At 64.4% G+C, this 22,278-nt stretch carries 17 protein-coding genes; 9 read left to right on the plus strand and 8 right to left on the minus strand.

Annotated features, from left to right (window positions below):
- The first annotated feature begins 42 nt into the window (after positions 1–42).
- Both ABIC03_RS05495 and ABIC03_RS05500 read left to right on the plus strand, forming a co-directional pair.
- On the plus strand, positions 43–1,038 hold the full coding sequence (locus ABIC03_RS05495) for a glycosyltransferase family 2 protein (protein ID WP_275167746.1): 996 nt from the start codon (positions 43–45) through the stop codon (positions 1,036–1,038).
- Between the two features lie 8 nt (positions 1,039–1,046).
- The gene (locus ABIC03_RS05500) at positions 1,047–1,730 is read left to right on the plus strand and encodes a class I SAM-dependent methyltransferase (protein WP_275167747.1); all 684 of its coding nucleotides are present in this window, start codon (positions 1,047–1,049) and stop codon (positions 1,728–1,730) included.
- 1 nt (position 1,731) lies between these two features.
- Here the strand turns inward: ABIC03_RS05500 and ABIC03_RS05505 are convergent, their stop codons facing one another.
- Positions 1,732–3,177: a hypothetical protein gene (locus ABIC03_RS05505; protein WP_354056174.1), complete on the minus strand. Its 1,446-nt coding sequence runs from the start codon at positions 3,175–3,177 to the stop codon at positions 1,732–1,734.
- A gap of 197 nt (positions 3,178–3,374) precedes the next feature.
- Here ABIC03_RS05505 and ABIC03_RS05510 point away from each other — a divergent pair, with 197 nt between their 5' ends.
- The 3 genes from ABIC03_RS05510 to ABIC03_RS05520 all read left to right on the plus strand — a co-directional run bounded on the left by ABIC03_RS05510 (position 3,375) and on the right by ABIC03_RS05520 (position 8,259).
- Entirely contained in the window at positions 3,375–3,794 is a 420-nt protein-coding gene (locus tag ABIC03_RS05510; protein WP_354056176.1) for a hypothetical protein, read from the plus strand.
- A 130-nt stretch (positions 3,795–3,924) separates the two neighbouring features.
- Positions 3,925–5,643 (plus strand): thiamine pyrophosphate-requiring protein, encoded by a 1,719-nt coding sequence (locus tag ABIC03_RS05515; protein ID WP_354057504.1) that lies wholly within the window; start codon positions 3,925–3,927, stop codon positions 5,641–5,643.
- Positions 5,644–5,757: 114 nt separating this feature from the next.
- The gene (locus tag ABIC03_RS05520) at positions 5,758–8,259 is read left to right on the plus strand and encodes a GAF domain-containing sensor histidine kinase (RefSeq protein WP_354056177.1); all 2,502 of its coding nucleotides are present in this window, start codon (positions 5,758–5,760) and stop codon (positions 8,257–8,259) included.
- A gap of 6 nt (positions 8,260–8,265) precedes the next feature.
- On the opposite strand, the gene ABIC03_RS05525 is transcribed toward ABIC03_RS05520, so the two are convergent.
- Together ABIC03_RS05525 and ABIC03_RS05530 are read right to left on the minus strand one after the other, a co-directional pair.
- Positions 8,266–9,846: an MDR family MFS transporter gene (locus ABIC03_RS05525; protein ID WP_354056179.1), complete on the minus strand. Its 1,581-nt coding sequence runs from the start codon at positions 9,844–9,846 to the stop codon at positions 8,266–8,268.
- 156 nt (positions 9,847–10,002) lie between these two features.
- Positions 10,003–10,518, minus strand: coding sequence for a YcgN family cysteine cluster protein (locus ABIC03_RS05530; protein WP_275167752.1), 516 nt, complete (start codon positions 10,516–10,518; stop codon positions 10,003–10,005).
- 294 nt (positions 10,519–10,812) lie between these two features.
- Between ABIC03_RS05530 and ABIC03_RS05535 the strand changes: the two genes are divergently transcribed.
- Genes ABIC03_RS05535 through ABIC03_RS05545 form a run of 3 tightly spaced genes read left to right on the plus strand, consistent with a single transcriptional unit; the run spans position 10,813 to position 14,286 of the window.
- On the plus strand, positions 10,813–13,101 hold the full coding sequence (locus tag ABIC03_RS05535; protein WP_275167753.1) for a transglycosylase domain-containing protein: 2,289 nt from the start codon (positions 10,813–10,815) through the stop codon (positions 13,099–13,101).
- 25 nt (positions 13,102–13,126) lie between these two features.
- Positions 13,127–13,705, plus strand: coding sequence for a DUF1214 domain-containing protein (locus ABIC03_RS05540; RefSeq protein ID WP_007593444.1), 579 nt, complete (start codon positions 13,127–13,129; stop codon positions 13,703–13,705).
- Positions 13,702–14,286, plus strand: coding sequence for a DUF1254 domain-containing protein (locus ABIC03_RS05545; RefSeq protein WP_354056182.1), 585 nt, complete (start codon positions 13,702–13,704; stop codon positions 14,284–14,286). Before ABIC03_RS05540 ends, ABIC03_RS05545 begins: the two co-directional genes overlap by 4 nt.
- A 1,238-nt stretch (positions 14,287–15,524) precedes the next feature.
- Here ABIC03_RS05545 and ABIC03_RS05550 read toward each other — a convergent pair.
- From ABIC03_RS05550 to ABIC03_RS05565, 4 genes are all read right to left on the minus strand, one after another.
- Complete coding sequence (locus tag ABIC03_RS05550) at positions 15,525–18,695, minus strand: efflux RND transporter permease subunit (RefSeq protein ID WP_354056184.1); 3,171 nt, start codon at positions 18,693–18,695, stop codon at positions 15,525–15,527.
- Positions 18,692–20,116, minus strand: coding sequence for an efflux RND transporter periplasmic adaptor subunit (locus ABIC03_RS05555; protein WP_354056186.1), 1,425 nt, complete (start codon positions 20,114–20,116; stop codon positions 18,692–18,694). Before ABIC03_RS05555 ends, ABIC03_RS05550 begins: the two co-directional genes overlap by 4 nt.
- An 84-nt stretch (positions 20,117–20,200) precedes the next feature.
- A complete protein-coding gene (locus ABIC03_RS05560) occupies positions 20,201–20,593 on the minus strand; it encodes a FixH family protein (RefSeq protein WP_354056188.1) in 393 nt (130 codons plus the stop codon).
- A 102-nt stretch (positions 20,594–20,695) separates the two neighbouring features.
- Positions 20,696–21,061, minus strand: a complete 366-nt coding sequence (locus tag ABIC03_RS05565) for a hypothetical protein (protein WP_354056190.1) — start codon at positions 21,059–21,061, stop codon at positions 20,696–20,698.
- A gap of 370 nt (positions 21,062–21,431) precedes the next feature.
- Here ABIC03_RS05565 and ABIC03_RS05570 point away from each other — a divergent pair, with 370 nt between their 5' ends.
- On the plus strand, positions 21,432–21,671 hold the full coding sequence (locus ABIC03_RS05570; RefSeq protein WP_275167758.1) for a YjiS-like domain-containing protein: 240 nt from the start codon (positions 21,432–21,434) through the stop codon (positions 21,669–21,671).
- Positions 21,672–21,774: 103 nt separating this feature from the next.
- Here the strand turns inward: ABIC03_RS05570 and ABIC03_RS05575 are convergent, their stop codons facing one another.
- Positions 21,775–22,275 carry a GlcG/HbpS family heme-binding protein gene (locus ABIC03_RS05575; protein ID WP_354057505.1) on the minus strand — a complete coding sequence of 167 codons (501 nt, stop codon included), beginning with the start codon at positions 22,273–22,275 and terminating at the stop codon, positions 21,775–21,777.
- Positions 22,276–22,278: the final 3 nt, after the last annotated feature.

The raw sequence follows: 22,278 nt of genomic DNA on the forward strand, positions 1-22,278 counted from the left end.
CGGCATAGACTTCCGCTCCTGCAACGAGTTGGACTCTCTCGCATGGCGGCCAATTTCCAGTCGATCCGCTACAGCCTCGTCATCCCCGTATTCAACGAGGAAGCGGTGTTGCCGGTGCTGCTGCGCAGGCTCGACCTGGTTTTGTCCCGGCTCGACGGGCCGGCAGAAGCAATCTTCGTCGACGACGGCAGCAGTGATTCCAGCTCGATCGTGCTCCAGGCGCTCGCCACGCGCGACCCGCGCTTTCGCTATATCGGCCTGTCGCGAAATTTCGGCCATCAGATCGCCATTACTGCCGGCATGGACGCCGCGCAAGGTGAAGCGATCATCGTCATGGATGCCGACTTGCAGGATCCGCCCGAAGTGATCGAGCAATTGATCGCAAAATGGCAGGAAGGCAACGACATCGTCCACGCCCGGCGCCTGTCGCGCGACGGCGAAAGCCGATTCAAGCGCGCGACCGCGCATCTGTTCTACCGGCTTCTCGGCAGGATGTCCTCGGTCGGCATTCCCGCCGATGTCGGCGACTTCCGCCTGATCGATCGCAAGGTGCTCGACGCGCTTCGGCAGATGCCGGAGCAGGACCGCTTCGTACGCGGCATGATCGCCTGGCTCGGCTTCCGGCAGGCCGAGGTCACCTTCCACCGCCTCGAGCGCGCAGCGGGTGAGACCAAATATCCACTGTTCAAGATGGTGCGGCTCGCGATGAACGCCGCGCTCGGCTTTTCCGATCTGCCCTTGCGGCTCGCAATCTGGTGCGGATTGACCGTCTCGGGACTCGCACTGCTCTACGGCGGTTGGGTGATCCTGTTGTGGCTCAGCAACGATAGTCATCTCGTCACCGGCTGGTCCTCGACGATGGTCGTCGTGTCCCTGCTGTGTGGAATGAACATGCTGATGACGGGTATCGTGGGGCTTTACGTCGGCCGCATCCACGCCGAGGTGAAACGTCGCCCGCTCTACGTCGTGCAGACCCGCGCCGGCTTCGACCGCAACGAGGCGGCGGCCGCACCCGCGATCCACGCCGTCAACCAGTGACCCAGCGCATGACCGAACTCTTCGACGGTTATCACGACAACTACCGTGACGTGGTCCAATCCTCGATCGACTTCTCCGGCTTGCCGCATCATTTCTTCATGCGCGCCAAGGCCGATCTCCTGGGCAATCTGATCGCGCAGCGGCTCGACACGGAGAGGCCGGATATGCTGGACGTCGGCTGCGGCGTCGGCAGCCTTCATCCCCTGCTGCACGGCATGGTCGGCCGCTTGAGCGGTATCGACGTTTCTTCGGCCAGCCTGGCGCAGGCACGCGCTGACAACGGCAGGGTCGACTACCGCGAGTTTGACGGCCGCACCTTTCCTTTCGACAATGCCAGCTTCGATCTGGTCACGGCCGTCTGCGTGATGCACCACGTCGTGCCAACCGAATGGGCGCAATTCATCGCGGAGATGCGGCGCGTGACGCGCTCCGGGGGACTCGTCTGCGTCATCGAGCACAATCCGTACAACCCGCTGACCCGCCTTGCCGTCGCGCGTTGTGAGTTCGACCGGGACGCCGTGTTGCTCGGGGCCGGCACAACCCGAAAATTGATGGCTTCCGGCGGCCTGCGCGAGATCGGTGCGCGCCATTTCCTGCTGCTGCCCTGGGACACAAGGCCGGCGCGGCGCCTCGAACACACGCTGAGCGGCGTGCCGCTCGGCGGCCAATACGCCGCCTTCGGGACCGCTTGATCTATCTTTGCGGCATGTCCCGCCGCTTGTGCACGACCGCCACGTCGTCGCTGTAGACGCGCTGCCATCGGGGCAGCCGGTCCAGCATCGCTATCGCGGGCGTCCCCGGCGCGAGCAGCGTCGCGCCGATGTTGTATTCGTCGAGCAACTTGAGAAAGTCGCCGAGGTCGAGCAGCGCCAGGGCGCGATTGTAGCGGTTGATGAACGCCCCCCCGTACAGTTCACCGCGACCATCGATAAAGGTGGGAATGCCGGCAAAGATCAAATAGCCGCCGAAGGAATAATCGTTGAGCACGTGCCCCGCCGTGGCGAGTTTAGCTTCAGCGACGGCAGCCTGAGGGGTAATGGCTGGAGCCGGCCGTATATCACGGGCCAGTGTCGCCCCGCTCGCCACGATCAACACACCGAGCGCGACCAGGTTCAGGCCGCGCGACGAGCCGGCGGCATCTTCCCCAACCGGTCCACCGAACTTCCGCCCCAGCGGAGCCGCCAGATAGAGCGGCGCCAGCATGGCCAGCAGATCCGCATTGCGGATCTGGGCCAGCGCGAAATGCAGCAAGCCGATCACGACCAAGGTACGGACGACCGGCAGCGTCACGCCACGCGAGAGCGCGAAGATCGCGGCCAGCAGCAGCAACTCGAAGAAGCCTATGTGGCTGAAATCCTGCGGCCGCCATTCCGCAATCCAACCGAGCGCGGGGCCGAGGCCGAGTGTGGTCAGCGGCATCAGCAGCGGTTCCGGCCCGTAGGGTGTCAGGCAGGACGCTACGACCGCAAGCGCGGTGAATGGCAGCCACCGCAGGAATACGCGTGGCCATTCGCTGCGCTTCTCGCGCAGCAGCGCCTCGAGCCCCGCTGGCCCGATCAGTCCAAGCGCCAGCACCACACTGCCGTGCAGATTGGCCCACACGACCAGCAGCGGAAGAGCCCAATACGGCGGAGGTCCACCACGATCCATGCAGCGTACCAGGGCAGCCGCCCAGGTCACCATCAACGGCAGCACCAGCACGTGTGGCCGCGCCAGCATATGCGGCGCCAACAGGATGACGGCCGCGATCACCATGAGCAGCGTATGGATTGGCGAAAGCTCGCGCAGCAGGAAGAACGTGAACAGGCCAAAGGCGAGCGCTATCGCCGCGGCGGCGACGACGAGGACGCCCTGCCAGCCGGCAAGCGCGTAGGCTCCGGCGTAGATGATCTCCGAGAGCCATTCGAAGGTGATCCAGGGGGCGCCGTACCTCGAAAAGGAAAATGGATCGCTCGCCGGCAGCGTGCCGTGCGCGATGATCCAGCGCCCGACCTCGATATGAGAATAGCTGTCGGGATCATTGAGCAGCCGCGGTCCAAGGATCAGCAGCAGGACATAGACGCCAAGGCTCACCAGCCAAGGGAGCGCCGCACGCGCCGAAAACGGTTGAACCTCGCTGTGGACGACCTGGTCACTCATGGCGAGCGCAAGTTAGGGCACAAGCGTTAAATTCCTCTTTGACTTGACCGCGCCTGGCTTGGTGCGCGGCGGGCCGGTCACGCTTTGTGAACCATACTCCCGGCTACGAAATCCGGGCTGCGGCGCTTTGAGGACGATGTGAGTCCTGATACCCTTCACACGTCAATCCACCAACCACAGCTGCTTGAAGGATGCGGATGAGAAGCGTGATGCTTTTGGCTTTCAGCCTCATCTTTGTGGGCGTCTGGTCGCAGGACAGCGCGCGAGGACAGACTTCGGCCGCGCCGCCGGTTTCGCTTTCTCCGCCCAATGCATCGCCGCCGCATGCGGGCGCTAAAAATTCCAGACCTCCGCCGGCAGCATCCATCAGAGAGGCTTCGCCGCCGGTCATCGGCGGGCTTCCATCGGCGCCGAACCCGGCCGTCGACTACGATGGCTTCAGCGTAGGCGCCGGCGACGGCAATGACACCTCGAGCCTGCTAGTCCCGCCGGTGAGGTCTCGCACGGCGAAGGGGTCCAGAGCCGATCCGGGTGCTAAAGGCGCCGCTGAGCAACTGATTGATCAAGAAGACGAGGCGTTGAAACGCAAGCTGATGATCTGCCAAAGCTGCAAGTAGCAGTCGTAGCGGATGGAGCGCAGCGGAATTCGTCATTGGTCTTTCCGGTGGAACGGCCCCGGATTGCGCTGCGCTCCATCCGGGCTACGGCAGCCTGCTGCATGGCTGACCTACCTCCGCGGGCATCGAGCTGTGCTTTACCCTACGCCAATTTCCTGATCCTCTCTCCCCTAATCAGCCGGACCAACCGGCCTGCCCCAGGGAGAGAGACGCCATGAAGCTCGGCACCGCGATTGCGGAAATCATGAAGCGCGAGGGGATCGAGATCCTCTGCGGCTATCCGGTCAACCATCTGATCGAGCATGCGGCGAAGGCCGATATCCGGCCGGTGATGGTACGGCAGGAGCGCGTCGGCATCCACATGGCGGATGCGATCTCGCGGGTGACATCGGGACGCTCGATCGGCGCGTTCTGCATGCAGCATGGCCCCGGTGCGGAGAATGCGATGGGCGGCGTCGCGCAATGCTACGGCGAATCCGTTCCCGTACTGGTGCTGCCGATGGGCTATCAGCGCCGGCTTGCGCATATCGAGCCGAACTTCAATTCCAGCGCGGCGATGAAGGCGTTTTCGAAATCGTCGGAACCGATCATCCTCGCCGCGGAAGTCGCCAACATTTTTCGCCGCGCCTTCACCAAGCTGAAAAACGGCCGCGGCGGGCCTGTCATCGTCGAGATCCCCGCCGACATGTGGAACGAAGATGTACCGGAGCCGCTGAACTACACGCCTGTGCTGCGCACCCGCTACGGCGCGGACCCCGTTCATGTGAAGGAGGCGGCCCACCTGCTCGTCAACGCCAAGCTCCCGGTGATCTATGCCGGCCAGGGCGTACATTACGCGCAGGCCTGGCCGCAATTGAAACGGCTGGCCGAACGGCTCGCCATTCCCGTCACCACCAGCCTTGGGGGCAAATCGTCCTTCCCGGAAACGCATCCACTCTCGCTTGGCTCCGGCGGCCTTGCGGTGCCGCGCGCGGTGCCGAAGTTTCTGGCCGACGCCGACGTCATTTTCGGCATCGGCTGCTCCTTCACTGAAACAAGCTTCGGCATTGCGATGCCGAAAGACAAAACCATCATCCACTCGACGCTCGATCCGAACCATCTCAACAAGGACGTGGAAGCCAGGATCGGCCTCGTCGGCGATGCCGGGCTCGTGCTTGATGCGCTGTTGGAGGAGATCGGCAAGACCGTCACCGCGGATCGCGACGCATCGGCGGTCGCGGCGGAGATCGCGGCCTCGCACAAGGAGTGGCTGGCGAAATGGATGCCGAAGCTCACCAGCAATGATGCGCCCTTGAGCCCCTACCGGGTGCTGTGGGACCTGCAACATACCGTGGACATCGGCAACACCATCATCACCCACGATGCAGGCAGTCCGCGCGACCAGCTCTCGCCGTTCTGGAAGGCGGTCGAGCCCCTCACTTATCTCGGCTGGGGCAAGACGACGCAACTCGGCTACGGCCTTGGGCTCGCAATGGGCGCGAAACTCGCAAAGCCCGACAAGCTCTGCATCAATGTCTGGGGCGACGCGGCGATCGGCTTCACCGGCATGGATTTCGAGACCGCGGTGCGCGAGCGCATTCCGATCATGTCGATCCTGCTGAACAATTTCTCGATGGCGATCGAATTGAAAGTGATGCCGGTCTCGACCGAGAAATATCGCTCGACCGACATTTCCGGCGACTACGCCGCGATGGCACGCGCCTTCGGCGGCTATGGCGAGCGGGTGACGAGACCCGAGGACATCATCCCCGCGATCAGGCGCGGCATCCAGAAGACGCAGGAAGGCGTTCCCGTGCTGCTGGAGTTCATCACCAGCAAGGAGACCGAGGTGTCGCGGCCGGGCACGTAAAACTGGCCGGATTCTGGCCACAAAACTCGCTGTCGCGGACGCTGGCTCCGGCCGCAGGAGATGTGATAATCCGCGTTGGTGCCGCGCATGTCGCGGCAGCAAGCCGGATTGCGAATGACCACCCCTTCCGACGACATCGAGGAATTCGAGCGCCTGTTGCAGTCGGCAGCAGCCGAAAACGCGCAGCTTCGAAGCGAGCTTGCGACTGCGCGCGATCGTCAGAGCGCCAGTGCCGGGATTCTGCGCACCATCGCGGCCTCTCCGTCCGATGCCCGGCCGGTCTTCGAGGCGATCGCGTCCAGCTCCCGGCGATTGCTCGGCGGCTTCTCCGCCACCGTGCTTCAGTTCATCGAGGACGAGCTCCACCTCGTGGCGTTTACACCAACCAGCCCCGAGGCGGACGAAGGACTCAAGGCGTCGTTCCCGCGCAAGATTGCCGACTTTCCGACCTTCGCGCTGGTGCGTGGCGGCGAGACGATCCAGTTTCCAGATAGCGAAGCCGCGGAGGTCCCGGAGCTGAACCGGAACCTTGCGCGGCTGCGCGGCTTCCGCAGCGTGCTGTTCATGCCGCTGATGAATCGGGGTACGCCCGTCGGCATGATCAGCGTCACGCGCGCGGAGCCCGGCGCGTTTGCAGCCGACCTCGTGCAGCTGCTCCAGACCTTTGCCGACCAGGCGGTGATCGCGATCGAGAATGCGCGGCTGTTCAACGAGACGCGCGAAACGCTGGAACGACAGACCGCCACCGCCGACATTCTGAAAGTGATGGCCGCTTCCCCGTCCGACGTGCAGCCGGTATTCGATGCCATCGCCGCCAACGCCAACCGCCTGATCGGCGGCTTCTCTACGGCGGTGTTGCGCTACATCGGCGGCGCCGCGCACCTTGCGGCGTTCACGCCGACCGATCCGGCCGGCGATCGCGTGCTGCAGTCCTCGTTCCCGGTGCCATTCGCGCAGTTCCCGCCCTACCAGCTCGTCGCCGATGGTGTGGCGGCGCAATTGCCCGACACCGAGGTCGAACCGGCAGCCCGCGACATCGCGCGCGCCCGCGGCTACCGCAGCATGCTGTTCGCGCCCTTGATGAGCGACGGCGAGGCCATCGGAATCATCATCGCCACGCGGCGCGCGACCGGCGCATTCGGCGAGCATCATGTGCGGCTGCTGCAGACCTTCGCCGACCAGGCGGTGATCGCGATCAAGAATGTCAGCCTGTTCAACACAACGAGGGAAGCGCTGGAACGGCAGACCGCGACCGCCGACATCCTCAAAGTGATCGCGGCCTCGCCCGCGGATGTGACGCCGGTGTTCCAGGCAATCTCCGACAGCGCCAAGTCCCTGGTCGGCGGACATTCCTCCACCGTCACTCGCGTCATCGACGGCCTGCTGTACCTGGCCGCCTTCAGCACCGACAACGAAGCCGGCAACGAAGAGCTGCTCAGCTCGTTCCCGGCGCCGCTGTCGGCATCCGGCATTCACAGCCGGGTGGCGACGAGCGGAGAGTTCGCCTTCCGCAGCGACATGCAGAACGAGCCCGACCTCACGGACGCCATGAGAGAGCTGGCGCGGACGCGAGGCTATCGCAGCATCCTCGTGATCCCGATGCTGCGCGACGGCGTCGCGATCGGCACCATCGGCGTGACGCGGCCGGAGGCCGGTCCCTTCCCGGACAAGGCGATCGCCCTGCTCAAGACCTTTGCCGACCAGGCCGTGATCGCCATCGAGAACACGCGCCTGTTCAACGAGGTGCAGGACCGCACCAGGGATCTCGCCAAATCGCTCGACGATTTGCGCGCTGCCCAGGACCGGCTGGTCCAGACCGAGAAGCTGGCCTCGCTCGGCCAGCTCACGGCCGGTATCGCGCACGAGATCAAGAACCCGCTCAACTTCGTCAACAATTTTGCATCGCTCTCCGCCGAGCTGACGGACGAGCTGAACCAGGCGCTCGCGCCTGTCCCACTCGCGGACGAGATCCGCAGCGAGGTCGACGAGCTAACCGGGCTCCTGAAGGGCAATCTCGCGAAGATCGTGCAGCATGGCAGGCGCGCCGACTCCATCGTCAAGAACATGCTGCTTCATTCCCGCGAGGGCGGCGGCGAGCATCGGCTGAGTGACATCAACGCACTGGTCGAGGAGAGTCTCAACCTCGCCTATCACGGCGCCCGCGCCGAGAAGCCGCAGTTCGACGTGACGCTGAAGCGCGAGCTCGATCCGGCGGCCGGGCAAGCGGAAGTGTTTCCGCAGGAGATCACCCGGGTGCTGCTGAACCTGATCTCGAATGGCTTCCACGCGGTGGCCAAGCGCAAGTCGGATGACGGCGCCGCCGATTACGAGCCGGTGGTGATCGCCGCGACACGCGACCGGGGCGACAGCATCGAGATCCGCATCCGCGACAATGGCACCGGCATTCCGCACGAGGTAAAGGAAAAGATGTTCGATCCGTTCTTCACCACCAAGCCAGCCGGCGAAGGCACCGGCCTCGGATTGTCGATGAGCCACGACATCGTGGTGAAGCAGCACCGCGGCACCATCGACGTCGCGACAGAGCCCGGCGCGTTCACCGAGTTCACGATTCGATTGCCGCGAAACAGCAGCTTTCCGGATGGAGGCCGCGGCTAGCGGTTCCTACTCCGCCATCTCAACGGGTTGCGTCGTGGAGGGACCGGCCAGCGGGCGCTCCTCCATCATGATCAGGCAGAGCGCGGCGCCGGCCATCAGCGCCGTGGCGGCGCCGAACACGTAACGGAACGCATGCCGCATGTCGTCGGCGGGGATCGCATTGACGGCGCCGTGATGCTCGCCGGCGAGCGGAACGTCGGCACCGAGCGCGATGAGCAGGATGGCCGCGAACGCCGCGACCGTGAACGATGACATCAGCGAGCGGAAGAAGTTCAACGCGCCGGTGATGGTGCCGACCTGCGGACGGGCGACCGAATTCTGCACCGAGACCACGCAGACCGGAAAGGTGGTGCCGAGGCCAAGCGCAAATGCAGCCATCAGCGTCAGCAGCGCCCATAGCGGCAACGTCGTCAAGGTGAGGCCGAGGCCGCACAGCGCAGCCCAGGACGTTCCGACAATGGCGACCCGCTTGTAGTGCTTGGCGCGCGCCATGGTGCGACCGGCGACGGCTGCGCCGACGGTCGAGACCGCCGCGAGCGGGATCAGCGCAAGGCCGGCTTCGCTGGCGCTGAGATGATAGACCGCCTCGTAATAGAGCGGCAGCTGCACGGTGAGGCCCGTGATCGCACCGAGCGCGCAGCCGCCGGCCATAAGCCCGAACGGCACAACCGATCCTCCGAGCAGCGGCAGCGGCAGGAACGGCTCGTCCGCGCGGCGCGCGTGCCACACGAAGGTGACCGCGAGCGCGACGGCGCCGCCCACCATCGCAAGCACGGTCGGCGAGAGCCACGGGAAGCGCGTGCCGCCCCAAGTCAGCACCAGCATGAAGACGACGGCGGAGGCCATCAGCAGCACGCCACCCAGCCAGTCGACCTTGCGCTTGCGGTGGAACACCGGGATCTTCTTCATCCTGGGCAACAGCAGCGCGATCGCAGCAGCTGCGAGCGGCACATTGATCCAGAAGATCATCGACCAGTGCAGATGCTCGGCGAACACGCCGCCGATGACCGGGCCGAGAATGCCGCCGACCATCCAGACGCTGGAGAAATAGGCTTGATATTGGCCGCGCTCGCGTGGGCTCACGACGTCGGAGATCACGGTCTGCACCACCGGCATGATGCCGCCGCCACCCAGCCCCTGGAGCCCGCGCGCAAGAATCAGCATCGGCAGGTTCGGAGCGATTGCGCACAGCACCGAGCCCGCGACGAACAGGCTGAGCGAGATGATGATCATCACGCGGCGGCCGTAGATGTCGCTGAGCGTGCCGAACACCGGCGCGACCGCGGTCGAGGCGAGCAGATAGGCGGTGATGACCCAGGAGAGATTGGAGACGTCGTGGAACTGACGTCCGATGGTCGGCAGTGCGGTCGCGACGATGGTCTGGTCCAGAGCGGCCAGGAACATCGTCAGCATCAGGCTGATGACGATGGTGCGGACCTCGTCCTGCGACAGTGGCGCCGGCGGCGCAAGCGAGGGAGCGTCATCGACGCTCAAGACCTCGCTCGGAAGCCGCGACAATTCCTCGGCGATATCGTCGGGCAATGTCTGGGTGTCGGCAGAACTGTTCTGCCGCTCGAACTTGTTCATCTCGATCGGGGGCCATGAGGCGGCGCAACGCCGCGAAGGATTCGTTCTATGCAGCCCAATGTAGACAGCAAAGTTCTTCTCAGGCAGGCACTGCGGCGCATGGGAGCATCCCACCCGACGGTCATCCCGAACAAGTGATCTAGCTGGTGCGGCGGATCAGTCCTTCGGACGTCGCTTCAGGCGGGCCCGTTTCGGCAGCTGCGCCGGCCATTGCACGATGTGGTTCTCGAGCTCCTCGTCCGGGATCTCCACCTCGCTGCCTTCGACCCGTCCGCGTACGGAGACGCCGGCCTCATGCACCGTGTCGGGATCGCCTGACACCAGCGGATGCCACCAATAGAGGTCGCGCCCTTCCGCAACGAGCTTGTAGCCGCAGCTTGGCGGCAGCCAGTTCAGGGTGCGGACATTGGCCGGGGTCAGGCGGACGCAGTCCGGAACCTTGTCGGAACGATTCGCATAGTCCTTGCAGCCGCAGGTCACCCCATCGAGCAGCTTGCAGCCGACATGGGTGAAGTAGATGTCGCCGGTGCCCTCTTCCTCGAGCTTGTTCAGGCAGCAGCGGCCGCAGCCGTCGCACAGGCTCTCCCATTCGGGCCCCGACATCTCTTCCAACGTCTTGGTTTTCCAGAAGAATCCTTCCTGGCCTGAAGGTCGTTTGGGAGCTGCGGTCATGCGCCTCAACAAAAGTTCGAAAGAGCTACGGCTGGTGCCATCTAGGGCGTGCCGCCCTGGGGCTGCAAGCAACGCCCGCGTGAGGCCCGTAATGAACCGGGGTCAATTAGGCCTGTTGTTCAAAATCGCAAGCGTGACCATTGGTTTATAGGCCCTGCTCGGCTAGAAGGAACAGCAAGTCCCCACCGTCGCTGGCCGGGCGCCTTGGGTTTGCCGCAACACTCCCGCAAGACGTCTCGATGCCGCCCCGGCCGGGTGCTTGAACGCTTTTGAACCAAGCCGCAAGGGTTCTAGGTGCGCCAGATCATACCACCGCATTGGAAAGCCCGGATCCGGAATTTCTTCCTGGATCTCGATGCGCGCATCGACTCCTCGCTGTTCTCCTCGGCCAAGGGCATCCGCGAGCTCTACGAGCGCTACTCGACCTTCATGGACCGCTTCTATGTCGGGCGGTGGAAGCGCTGGGTATTCATCGAGCCGCTGTCGGAGGCTGCGACCCTCGGCCTCGGCGGCCTGGTTGTGATGCTAACCCTCGCCATCCCCGCCTTCCGCGAGACCGCGGACGAGGACTGGCTGAAGAAGTCCGACCTCGCGGTGACTTTCCTCGACCGTTACGGCAACCCGATCGGCAGCCGCGGCATCAAGCACAACGATTCGATCCCGCTGGAAGATTTTCCGGACGTGCTGATCAAGGCGACGCTCGCGACCGAGGACCGCCGCTTCTACGAGCATTTCGGCATCGACATCGCCGGCACCGCCCGCGCTCTCGTCACCAACGCCCAAGCCGGCGGCGTCCGCCAGGGCGGCTCCTCGATCACCCAGCAGCTCGCCAAGAACCTGTTCCTGAGCAACGAGCGCACCATCGAGCGCAAGGTCAACGAAGCCTTCCTCGCGGTCTGGCTGGAATGGCGCCTGACCAAGAACGAGATCCTCAAGCTGTATCTCGACCGCGCCTATATGGGCGGCGGCACCTTCGGCGTCGACGGCGCCGCGCATTTCTACTTCAACAAGTCGGCACGAGACGTGACGCTCGCCGAAGCCGCGATGCTCGCCGGCCTGTTCAAGGCACCGACCAAATACGCGCCCCACATCAACCTGCCCGCCGCCCGCGCCCGCGCCAACGTGGTGCTCGACAATCTCGTCGACGCCGGCTTCATGACCGAGGGCCAGGTGTTCGGCGCCCGCCGCAATCCCGCCTTCGCGGTCGACCGCCGCTACGAGGCGTCGCCGAATTATTATCTCGACTACGCCTTCGACGAGATGCGCAAGCTGGTCGACACCTTCCCGAAATCCTACACCGAGCGCGTCTTCGTGGTCCGGCTCGCGATCGACACCAATGTGCAGAAGGCGGCGGAAGACGCGGTCGAGAACCAGCTGCGCCAGTTCGGCCGCGACTATCACGCGACCCAGGCCGCGACCGTCGTCTCCGATCTCGACGGCGGCATCCGCGCCATGGTCGGCGGCCGCGACTACGGCGCCAGCCAGTTCAACCGCGCCACCGACGCCTATCGCCAGCCGGGCTCGTCGTTCAAGCCTTACGTCTACACCACCGCGCTCCTCAACGGCTTCACGCCGAATTCGATCGTGGTCGACGGCCCGGTCTGCATCGGCAATTGGTGCCCGCAGAACTATGGCCATTCCTATTCCGGCTCGGTGACGCTGACGCAGGCGATCACGCGTTCGATCAACGTGGTACCCGTCAAGCTGTCGATCGCGATCGGCCAGAAGAACGAGCCCAAAGCGCAGAACCCGGCCAAGGTCGGCCGCGCCAAGATCGTCGAGGTCGCCCGCCGCTTCGGCCTCAAGGCGCCGCTGCCCGACACGCCGTCGCTGCCGATCGGCTCGGACGAAGTCACCGTGCTCGAGCACGCGGTGGCGTATGCGACCTTCCCCAACCGCGGCAAGGCGGTGACGCCGCATTCCGTGCTGGAAGTGCGCACCGGCGCGGGCGATCCAGTCTGGCGCTGGGACCGCGACGGGCCGAAGCCGCGCCAGGCGATCCCCGCCTCCGTGGCCGCCGACATGGCCGGCATGATGAGCCACGTCGTCAGCGAAGGCACGGCGCGCCGCGCAGCCCTCGACGGCATTCCGACCGCCGGCAAGACCGGAACGACCAATGCCTATCGCGACGCCTGGTTCGTCGGCTACACCGGCAATTTCACCTGCGCGGTCTGGTACGGCAATGACGACTATTCGCCGACGAACCGGATGACCGGCGGCTCGCTGCCGGCGCAGACCTGGCACGACATCATGCTCGCGGCGCATCAGGGCGTCGAGGTGCGGGAAATCGCCGGCATCGGCATGGGCCAGAAGCTGCCGCCCGAGCGGATCGCCAACGCGCAGGCCAATGCGGCGCCGAAGGTGCTGGAGACCAAGCCCGGTCCGCCGCCGGTATTGACCAAGCGCGGCGCCGACGTTTTGGTCCGCGTCGAGAAGCTGCTGGATGACGCGGCCAGGACCGCGACCAAATCGGCGGCCACCGATCCCAAGCAAGCCAAGCCGGCATCGTCCACGAGCGCGCTCGCCTTCCCGCAGAACTATGCGGAAGAGAATGCGAACGCATCCGCCCCGCGCAAGAACTAGTCGAAACAAGAACTGATCGAAACAAGTGCGGCTGATCCTGATCACATTGACGGCCCTTCTGCTCGCAACCGTGGTGGGCGTCGGCGCGACCTGGATGACGACGACGCGCGGGACCGAGATCGGCGCGCTGACCATCGGCCCCTGGACCGCGCGTCCGCGCACCGGCACCGCCGACGTCGATCCCTATTCGCGCGCCACCATCGTGCGCAACGGCGAGCTGCCGATCGGAACCGGCGACGGCGTCGCCTTCACGGCGACCGCGGACGACAAGAAGAAGGTGCTCGACGGCCGCTGTGACGTCGTGGTCTCCGGCGTGACGCCGCCGGCGCGGTTCTGGACGCTCACGCTTTACGACCGCAAGGGTCATCTCGTCCCCAATTCGCTGCAGCGCTACGGCTTCACCAGTCAGGAGATCGTCCGGCAGTCCGACGGCTCGTTCGAGATCCGCATCGCCTCGCGCTCGCGCGCCGGCAACTGGCTGCCGACCGGCGGCATCGAGCGCTACGCGCTGATGCTGCGGCTCTACGACACCCCGGTCGGCGTTGCCACGCGCACCCAGCGCGATGCGCCGATGCCCACCATCACGACGGCGGGCTGCTCATGATCCGGCTGTTGTTCACCATCGTTGCCGGCGTGGTGCTGGGCCTCGTGGTCCATCTCGTCAGCGTGCTGGCGCTGCCGCGGATCGCGACCCAGGACGCCTATTCGCGGCTGACGCCGATGACCAAGCTCAACGCCGTCACGCAGCTTCCGCTCACCGATCCGCAGACCTCGCCGATGCCGTTCATGGATCCGGCCTTTGCGCTGGCGATCTGCCGCTACGATCTGTCGAACGGCCCGATCAAGCTGACGGTCCCCGTCAGTCAGGCCTACACCTCGGTGTCGTTCTACACCCGCAACGAGATCGCCTATTATGCCATCAACGACCGCTCGGCCGGCAAGAAGGTGATCGAGCTCGACCTTATGACCGAGCCGCAGCACAACGAGCTGCCCGAGGACGAAGAGATCACCGCCGCCGACCGCCTGATCATCGATTCCCCCAGCGCCACCGGCCTGATCGTGATGAAGGCGCTCGCCCCAGAGCCCGGCCTGATGCCGCAGGCGCAAGGCTCGCTCGCGGCCGCGAGCTGCGGTCCGCAGACCGACTCGCCGGCCAAGGCGGAAGCGCCGCGCGCACGGCGCTAAAGCGCGTCGCTTCGGCAGGCCGCAAAACAAAAAGCGCGAAAACAACCCCATGCACAGTAGCGAGGGTGTTGAAATCATTCGCCATTTTGGTTGCACCAAATAGGCGTTTGCCGGACCGATACATCCCTGCCCGTCGCGCTGTTCGGCTTTGACTCGTCGGGCAAAACACTGGCAGAATGGCAGCATCGAAAGTTCACCCGCGCGGAGCAATCCGCCGCGGGTTTTTTCTTGCTGGAGCCTCACCGAACATGGCCTGAATCCCTGCAGGGCGGTGTCACCGTCAGGTCGGTGGCTGCAGTCCTGGCGAGTTGAGCCAATCATCTAACGACAAGCTTGTTTCAGCCCAGCGTGCGCGTCTGAGGGCGGCATCTCTCACCGGCCCTGGCGGGAGCAGTTCCGCAGTTGAGCGAAGACGAGCGGCCATTTCTGCAAGCCCCTCTTCGTGGGATTCATTGATCTTGCGCCGCTGGCTCACTGCACGATCGGTTCCGGAGGAGGCGGGAGCGCAAGCAGGCGTTCTCATCACCGATAAAAGCCACTGATCGGGCGGTGACGCCGGAACGTAGATATTGGTGGAAGCTTCCGTCGGCGCACTATTGCACACAAGCGGCAGAGAGCGGTTCACGTTGGCGGCACTTCCTCCTGCAGCGTGCATGGATCAGGTTGGAGTCACCAAGCTTCACGCATCCCGATCGTGCGGGGAACAAGGTGAGGGCATGCAGGTTGACCTTGCGGCAGGGAAAGTTGTCATGAGCGAAGAAGAGCTTACCAGCAGAGCCGAGCGCGCCCTCGTCACCGTTGCGCTCAGCTTGACGATGCTGGTTCTTTGCGTCGGGGCCCTGATCTATCGTTAGCGCGTTGCTGTGCGCTGCTCGGTGTTTGCCAATCCTACCGCTCTTTGGTCGGATGCACCCATTTGTGCGGGGTGATGCTTTGCGTTGCGGTCAGCTTGATCATGTAGAAAGGCGGAGCGGAACGTCCCTCCTATGAAGACGGCCCGGCTCGCGATGACAAATTATCGATTGTTGGCGGGCCGGAACGGCCGACCACCACTACCCCTCGCGTTGTGGAAAACCGGACGGCGATGCGAATCCTCCGCGCAGCGCGCCTTCACCTTTGACACGTCGGGCAAAACACTGGCAGAATGGCATCATCGAAAATTCACCCGCGCGGAGCAATCCGCCGCGGGTTTTTTGTTGGCGGAGACGTTGCCGAGAACGACGACCTTCGCCGCCCACCTATTCGGCAGCTTGCGGAGCGCGCATGGTCCATTCATCGGCAGGAGCCGATCGCTCGCCCGGCGGAAGCCCCCGCCCCTTCACCAGGCCGAAAATCGCGGGGATCACGACGAGGGTCAGCACTGTCGATGACGTCATGCCGCCGATCATAGGCACCGCAATGCGCTGCATGATCTCCGACCCCGCCCCGGTGCTCCACATGATCGGCAGCAGACCGGCCATGATTGCGACCACTGTCATCATCTTGGGCCGCACGCGTTCGACCGCACCCACCATGATGGCATCGTGAAGGTCTCGTCGGGTAAAGACCCTGCCGTCAGCGCTGCACCTGGCTTTTGTCTCGACCAGCGCGTGATCGAGATAGATCAGCATCACCACGCCAGTCTCGGCGGCAACGCCGGCGAGAGCGATGAAGCCGACCGCGACGGCAACGGACAGGTTGAAGCCGAGCCACCACATCATCCAGATGCCGCCGACCAGCGCGAACGGCAGTGACAGCATCACGATGAGGGTCTCGGTCATCGCCCGGAAGTTCAGGTACAACAACAGGAAAATGATCGTAAGCGTCACCGGAACGACGATCTTCAGGCGGGCGGCGGCGCGCTGCAGATATTCGTATTGGCCGCTCCAGATCACGTAATAACCGGCCGGAAACCTGATGCTTTCGGTGACGGCGCGCTGCGCATCGGCGACGTAGCTTCCGATGTCGCGATCCCGGATGTCGACGTAGATGTAAGTCGCAAGCTGACCGTTCTCCGTCCGGATCGAGGTCGGCCCGCGTGCCGGCTCAACCTTGGCGACCTCGCCGAGCGGCACGGCACCGCCCGAAGGCATCGGCACCAGGATGTCGCTGGCGATGGCCTTGGGATTGTCGCGGAGATCACGCGGATAGCGCATGTTCACCGTGAACCGTTGCCGGCCTTCTACAGTCGTCGTCACAGTCTGACCGCCGAGCGCGGCCGCGATGGTGTCCTGAACGTCCTGGATCAATATGCCGTAACGGGCGAGCACCTCGCGATCCGGAACGATCTCGAGATAATAGCCGCCGATGCCGCGTTCGGCGTAGGCCGATGACGTGCCAGGCACGGTCTTGATGACGCGTTCGATCTGCTTCGCGAGCCGGTCGATCTCGCCGAGGTCCGTGCCCATGACCTTGACGCCGACCGGCGTGCGGATGCCGGTGGAGAGCATATCGATCCGCGCCTTGATCGGCATGGTCCAGGCGTTGGAGACGCCCGGAAATTGCAACGCCTTGTCCATCTCGGCGACAAGACTGTCGACGGTAAGGCCGGAACGCCACTCCTCTTTGGGCTTCAGGTTGACGATTGTTTCAAACATCTCCGTCGGTGCGGGATCGGTCGCAGTGGCGGCTCGTCCCGCCTTGCCGTAGACCGAAGCGACCTCCGGGAACGATTTGATGATGCGGTCCTGCATCTGCATCAGCTCGGCTGCCTTGGTGACCGAAATGCCGGGCAGCGTCGTCGGCATGTAGAGCAGCGTCCCCTCGTTCAGCGCCGGCATGAACTCCGTGCCGAGCTGGCGCGCCGGCCAGATTGTCACCGCAAGCACGACGAGCGAAGCCAGGATGACCAGCGTCTTGGCGCGCAGAACCCCCTTGATCACGGGACGATAGATCCAGATCAGGAAGCGATTGATGACGTTCCTGCTCTCCGGGACAATCCTGCCGCGGACGAAGATCACCATCAGCGCCGGCACCAGGGTGACGGACAGCAGGGCCGCGGCGGCCATGGAGAAGGTCTTCGTGAACGCCAGCGGGCTGAATAATCGCCCCTCCTGCGATTCCAGGGTGAAGATCGGCATGAACGACACGGTGATGATCAGCAGGCTGAAGAACAGCGCGGGCCCGACCTCGGATGCTGCGTCGATCAGAATCTGCACGCGAGACTGATGAGGCCTCGCCCGTTCGAGGTGCTTATGTGCGTTCTCGATCATGACGATGGCGGCGTCCACCATGGCGCCGATCGCGATCGCGATACCGCCGAGGCTCATGATGTTCGATCCCAGCCCGAGCAGCTTCATGGCACCGAACGCCATCAGCACGCCGACCGGCAACATCAGGATCGCGACGAGTGCGCTGCGGACGTGCAGAAGGAACACGATGCAGACGAGCCCGACGACGATGCTCTCCTCGAACAGGGTGTGCTTGAGGGTATCGATGGCCGCATAGATCAGGCTGGACCGGTCGTAGACCGGCACGATCTCGACCGATTTCGGCAGGCTGCTCGCGATCTCCCCGAAGCGCTTCTTGACGTTTTCGATGACGTCGAGTGCGTTGACGCCGAACCGCTGCAGCACGATGCCGCTAGCAACCTCGCCCTCGCCGTTCAATTCGGCGATGCCTCGCCGCTCGTCCGGCCCGAGCTCGACGTTGGCGACGTCCCGCAGCAACACCGGCGTGCCGTTGCTCGTCTTCAGCACGATGTTGCCGAGATCGTTGATGCTCTTGATGTAGCCCCTGCCGCGGATGACGTATTCGAACTCGGAGAGCTCGACGGTGCGCCCGCCGACATCGGCGTTGCTGGCGCGGATCGCCTCGCGTATTTTTTGCATGCTGATGCCGCGGTCGCGCATCCGCTGCGGGTCGAGGACCACGTTGTACTGCTTGACGAAACCGCCGATGCTGGCGACCTCGGCGACGCCATCGGCCTTGGCCAGCGCGAACTTCAGATTCCAGTCCTGGATCGTGCGCGTGTCCGCCAGGTTCAATTCCTTCGATATGACGGCGTATTGGTAGACCCAGCCGACGCCGGTCGCGTCGGGCCCGATGGTCGGGGTGACACCGGCAGGAAGCCTGGACGACGCACCGTTGAGGAATTCCATCACGCGCGAGCGGGCCCAGTAGATGTCGGTGCCGTCCTCGAAGATCACGTAGACGAAAGAGACGCCGAAGAACGAGAAGCCGCGCACGACTTTCGATTTCGGCACGGTGAGCATCGCCGTCGTCAGCGGATAGGTGACCTGATCCTCGATCACCTGCGGCGCCTGCCCGGCATATTCGGTGTAAACGATGACCTGCGTGTCCGAGAGGTCCGGGATCGCATCCAGCGGGAGGTGAACCAGGGCATAGAGGCCGGCGGCGGCGGCGAAGCCGGTACCGAACAGCACGAGCAGCAGATTGCGCGCCGACCAGGCGATGACGCGGGCAATCATTTGCGATCTCCCGTTGCGTTGCCAGGGCCGGCGTCGGTGGCTCGCGACGCCGCCTCACCAAAACCCTTCAGCGCCGCTTTCAGGTTGCTTTCCGCATCGATCAGAAAATTGGCGGAGGTAACCACCGCCTCGCCGACCGAGAGACCCTCCCGCACCTCGACATAACCGCCGCCGCGACGGCCCAGCCTAACCTCCCGCGGCTCGAAACGCCCTTCCCCTGTGTCGACGAGGACGCTCTGCCGGCTGCCGGTGTCGAGCACCGCACTGTCCTGTATCGCCAGGACGGGCGCGGCATCGGCCGTGTCGATGTCGGCATCGACGTACATGTCCGGCAGCAGCACCGCGTCCGCGTTGGCAAGCTCGATCCGGACACGAACGGTTCGCGTGTCGCGGTTCACCTGCGGATAGACAACGGCGATCTTCCCGGTGAAGGTTCGGCCCGGGAAACTGCGTGCGCGTACCGCGACCGACTGCCCCACCGCGATGTCGCCGAGATCGCGCTCGGCCACGTCGACCAGCGCCCAGACGACCGAGGTGTCCGCGATCCGGAACAGCACGTCGCCGGGATTGGCCCGCATACCTTCGATCGCGCCGCGCTCGAGCACGATCCCGTCGCGCGGCGCAGACCAGCGTATGGTGACGGGCGAGGTGTGCATCCTGTCCATCTCCGCGATAACCGCGTCGGGAACATCGAGATTGATTAGCCGCTGTCGCGAGCCGCGGCCATACGTCTCAACGCCGCCGACCGTCTTGGAGGTGATCGTCGCGAGATACTCCGCCGCCGCGGAAGCGACGGCCGAACTGTAGATTTCCATCAACGGCTGGCCCGCCTTTACGCGCGTGCCGGTGGTCACGTCGGCGACCTTCTGCACGAAGCTTTCGGCGCGCATCGCGATCACCGACACGCGGCGTTCATCGAGTTGGATCGTGCCGGGCGCCTTCACCGAGACCCGGATCGAGCGGCGCTCGACCGGCTCGGACTTCACGCCCGTGCGCTGGATCTTGCCGGGCGACAGCTTCACGGTACCGTCGTCGGTGTCGTCGCCTTCGTAAACGGGGACATAGTTCATCCCCATCGAATCCTTCTTCGGCACCGGCGAGGTGTCGGGCAGCCCCATGGGATTGCGGTAGTAGAGGATTTTCCGCGAGGACGCCTGCTGCGGCTTCGGTACGGCCCGGACCGGCTGATCGTCGTCATAGACCGGCAGGTAGTCCCGGCCGCGCTCGTCCTTCTTCGGACCAGCAGACCAAAGCGGCGCGCCGCCCGGATCGCGGTAGTAGAGCGGAGTTGGCTCAGCGGCAGCCGCAGCGGATATGATGTCGGCATCGAGGAGCCCGCGCGCACGGCTCAAATGCCAGTAGCCGGCCAGGACCAGGCTGCCGCCCAGCGCAAGAGCAGTCAGGAGACGCAGCGTTTTCATGTCGTGTATCCGCGCGCCCGGGAGCGCGCTTCCATGTGAATGAAAAAGGGGAATGTCGGGCGCCGCCAGGCAGCGCCCGAACGCTCACTTGGTCGCGGTGACGATCACCTTCCCGATGACGGTCTCGGGTTCGCCCTGCACCTTCGCCGATAGCGTGATCTGGTAGCGGCCGGCCATCGGCAGGTCCGTCTTGAAGGCGTACACACCGGGTTCCTTGGAGGGCAGCGGTGCGACCGGCGACTCCATCTCGGCCATCCCGTCCGGGGCCATGTCGACGCGGGTCTTGAAGACGACCGCATCCGGCACGGGCTTGCCGGTCTGCTTGTTCGTCAAGCGAACGGCGAGCGTGACGTCTTCACCCTTCTTCATCTGCGGATTGACGGGGTCGAAGGCGTAGTCGCCGGCGCCCGCAAGCGCGGCGGAAGTGGCAAGCGAAAGGGTGGCGGCGACAGCCGCGGTGCTGAATCTGGAAAGCATCGTCCTGTCCTCATGAATTGATCTATCGCCGTGGCGCGGGAGCGCGCACGTCAAGTCATCGTCGCGAGCCGGCATGCCGCTCGCGCCTCGGCCTTTGCGAGATCAGATTCGAGGTGGTCGGAAAGGAGGACTGGCGCCGCGGAAGCAGACAACCTGATCGGCTGGAATGGTCAACTTGCTGGCCGCCACGGCGAGATATTCAAAAGCGACGGGCCTGACATCACCGAGCGCGATGATCCCGCCAACGCAGCAGAAGCCCATTCCGCACTTGTCGCCACCAGTGTGGGAGCCCGTTCCCTTCATGTCGGGACAACAATCGTCCATCGACATATCCGCGTCGCCGCTCATGTGCATGGTCGTCGCCATGTCGTCCGACGAGATTGCGAGGTTCGCCGCGGACGCGCTAACCGGCAACATCGCCAAGGATATGGCGATGGCGAATGCCTGGATGGTACGGACGAACTGCATCAAATATTAAATCTCACTTTCGGGCCGGAACACCGCCTCAGTAACATATTCGAGCATCGAAAACAGTCATTGATCTTGGTCAAGGGGTTCGTGACCGAGGCCGGAACGACGGCCGGGTCCGTCCCCCAGCGGACGACCGACGGTCCGACCAGCGTCAGCGGCACCGGCTCGTCGAAATTCGGCGGACAAATCCCGGGCGCAAGCGGAGCGTTCCGAGGCGCAAGCACCCGGAGGCAGCTCACGATCAAGACACGATCAGGGTCGCTTGTGCGGCAAAGACGAGCATGATAGCAACGGCCATCGGGTCAAACACAACCGCCCGACCAGCTTTCGAGCCAAGCGTTGTTTCGCTCCATTACGGAGGTGAAACATGTCTTGCGACAGCACCACTGGCTCAATCAGCACATCCAGCGCAGCCTTCGCCCCCTCTCCAAACCCTCGATGGTTCTGGAAGTTAACGCTCGCGCTGCTGGACGGCATCACACGGCGCCGCCAATACGACGAGCTTCTCGAACTGGACGACCGGCTTCTCGCGGACATCGGCTTATCGAGAACAATCGTTGGGGAAGCTCGACAGTGTTACTTCTCAGGTTGGCGTGACGATCGGTGATTGTCATATCCGCTCGATGAGCGGTCACACCTGAGCATGCGAAGGCGGCGCGTCTGCTCATCCCTGTGGATCAGACGGCCGCGCCAGGCTCGCGAAAAGGCTCTCAGAAGTCCAGCTTGTCGCGTATGGCATCAATTCCGGCTTTCGCGCACGCTTCGTCCGCGTCACCGCCCGGAGCGCCGGACACGCCGACCGCTCCGACCAGGGAGCCGCCCGCTTCAACGATCAGTCCTCCGGCGATGACGACTGCTCCGGGAAGGTTGCGAATGCCCGCCTGCATCATGCCCGGCTGGCTGATCGCATTCAGCTCGGTCGTGCTGGTCTTGAACGAGGCAGCAGTCCACGCCTTGCCGGCTGCCGTCGAGGGCGTGTGAGGGCCTGCAAAGCGGTCGCGCAACATCACTTGCGTGACGCCGAACCGGTCGACGACAGCGACTGCAACCTGGTACCCACGCGTGCGGCAGTTCGCCAGCGCAGCGCGCGCAAGATCGAGCGCCAGTTCGGGACCGAGCGATTTATAGGCGACCAAACTTTCCTCGGCCCGTACTGGGCAGATGGACGCAATCAGCAGGGCCGTCGCGACGGACAGGCATCGAACGTTCATGGC

The organism is Bradyrhizobium sp. RT6a, from assembly GCF_040547675.1.
In the GTDB taxonomy this organism is placed as follows: Bacteria; Pseudomonadota; Alphaproteobacteria; order Rhizobiales; family Xanthobacteraceae; genus Bradyrhizobium.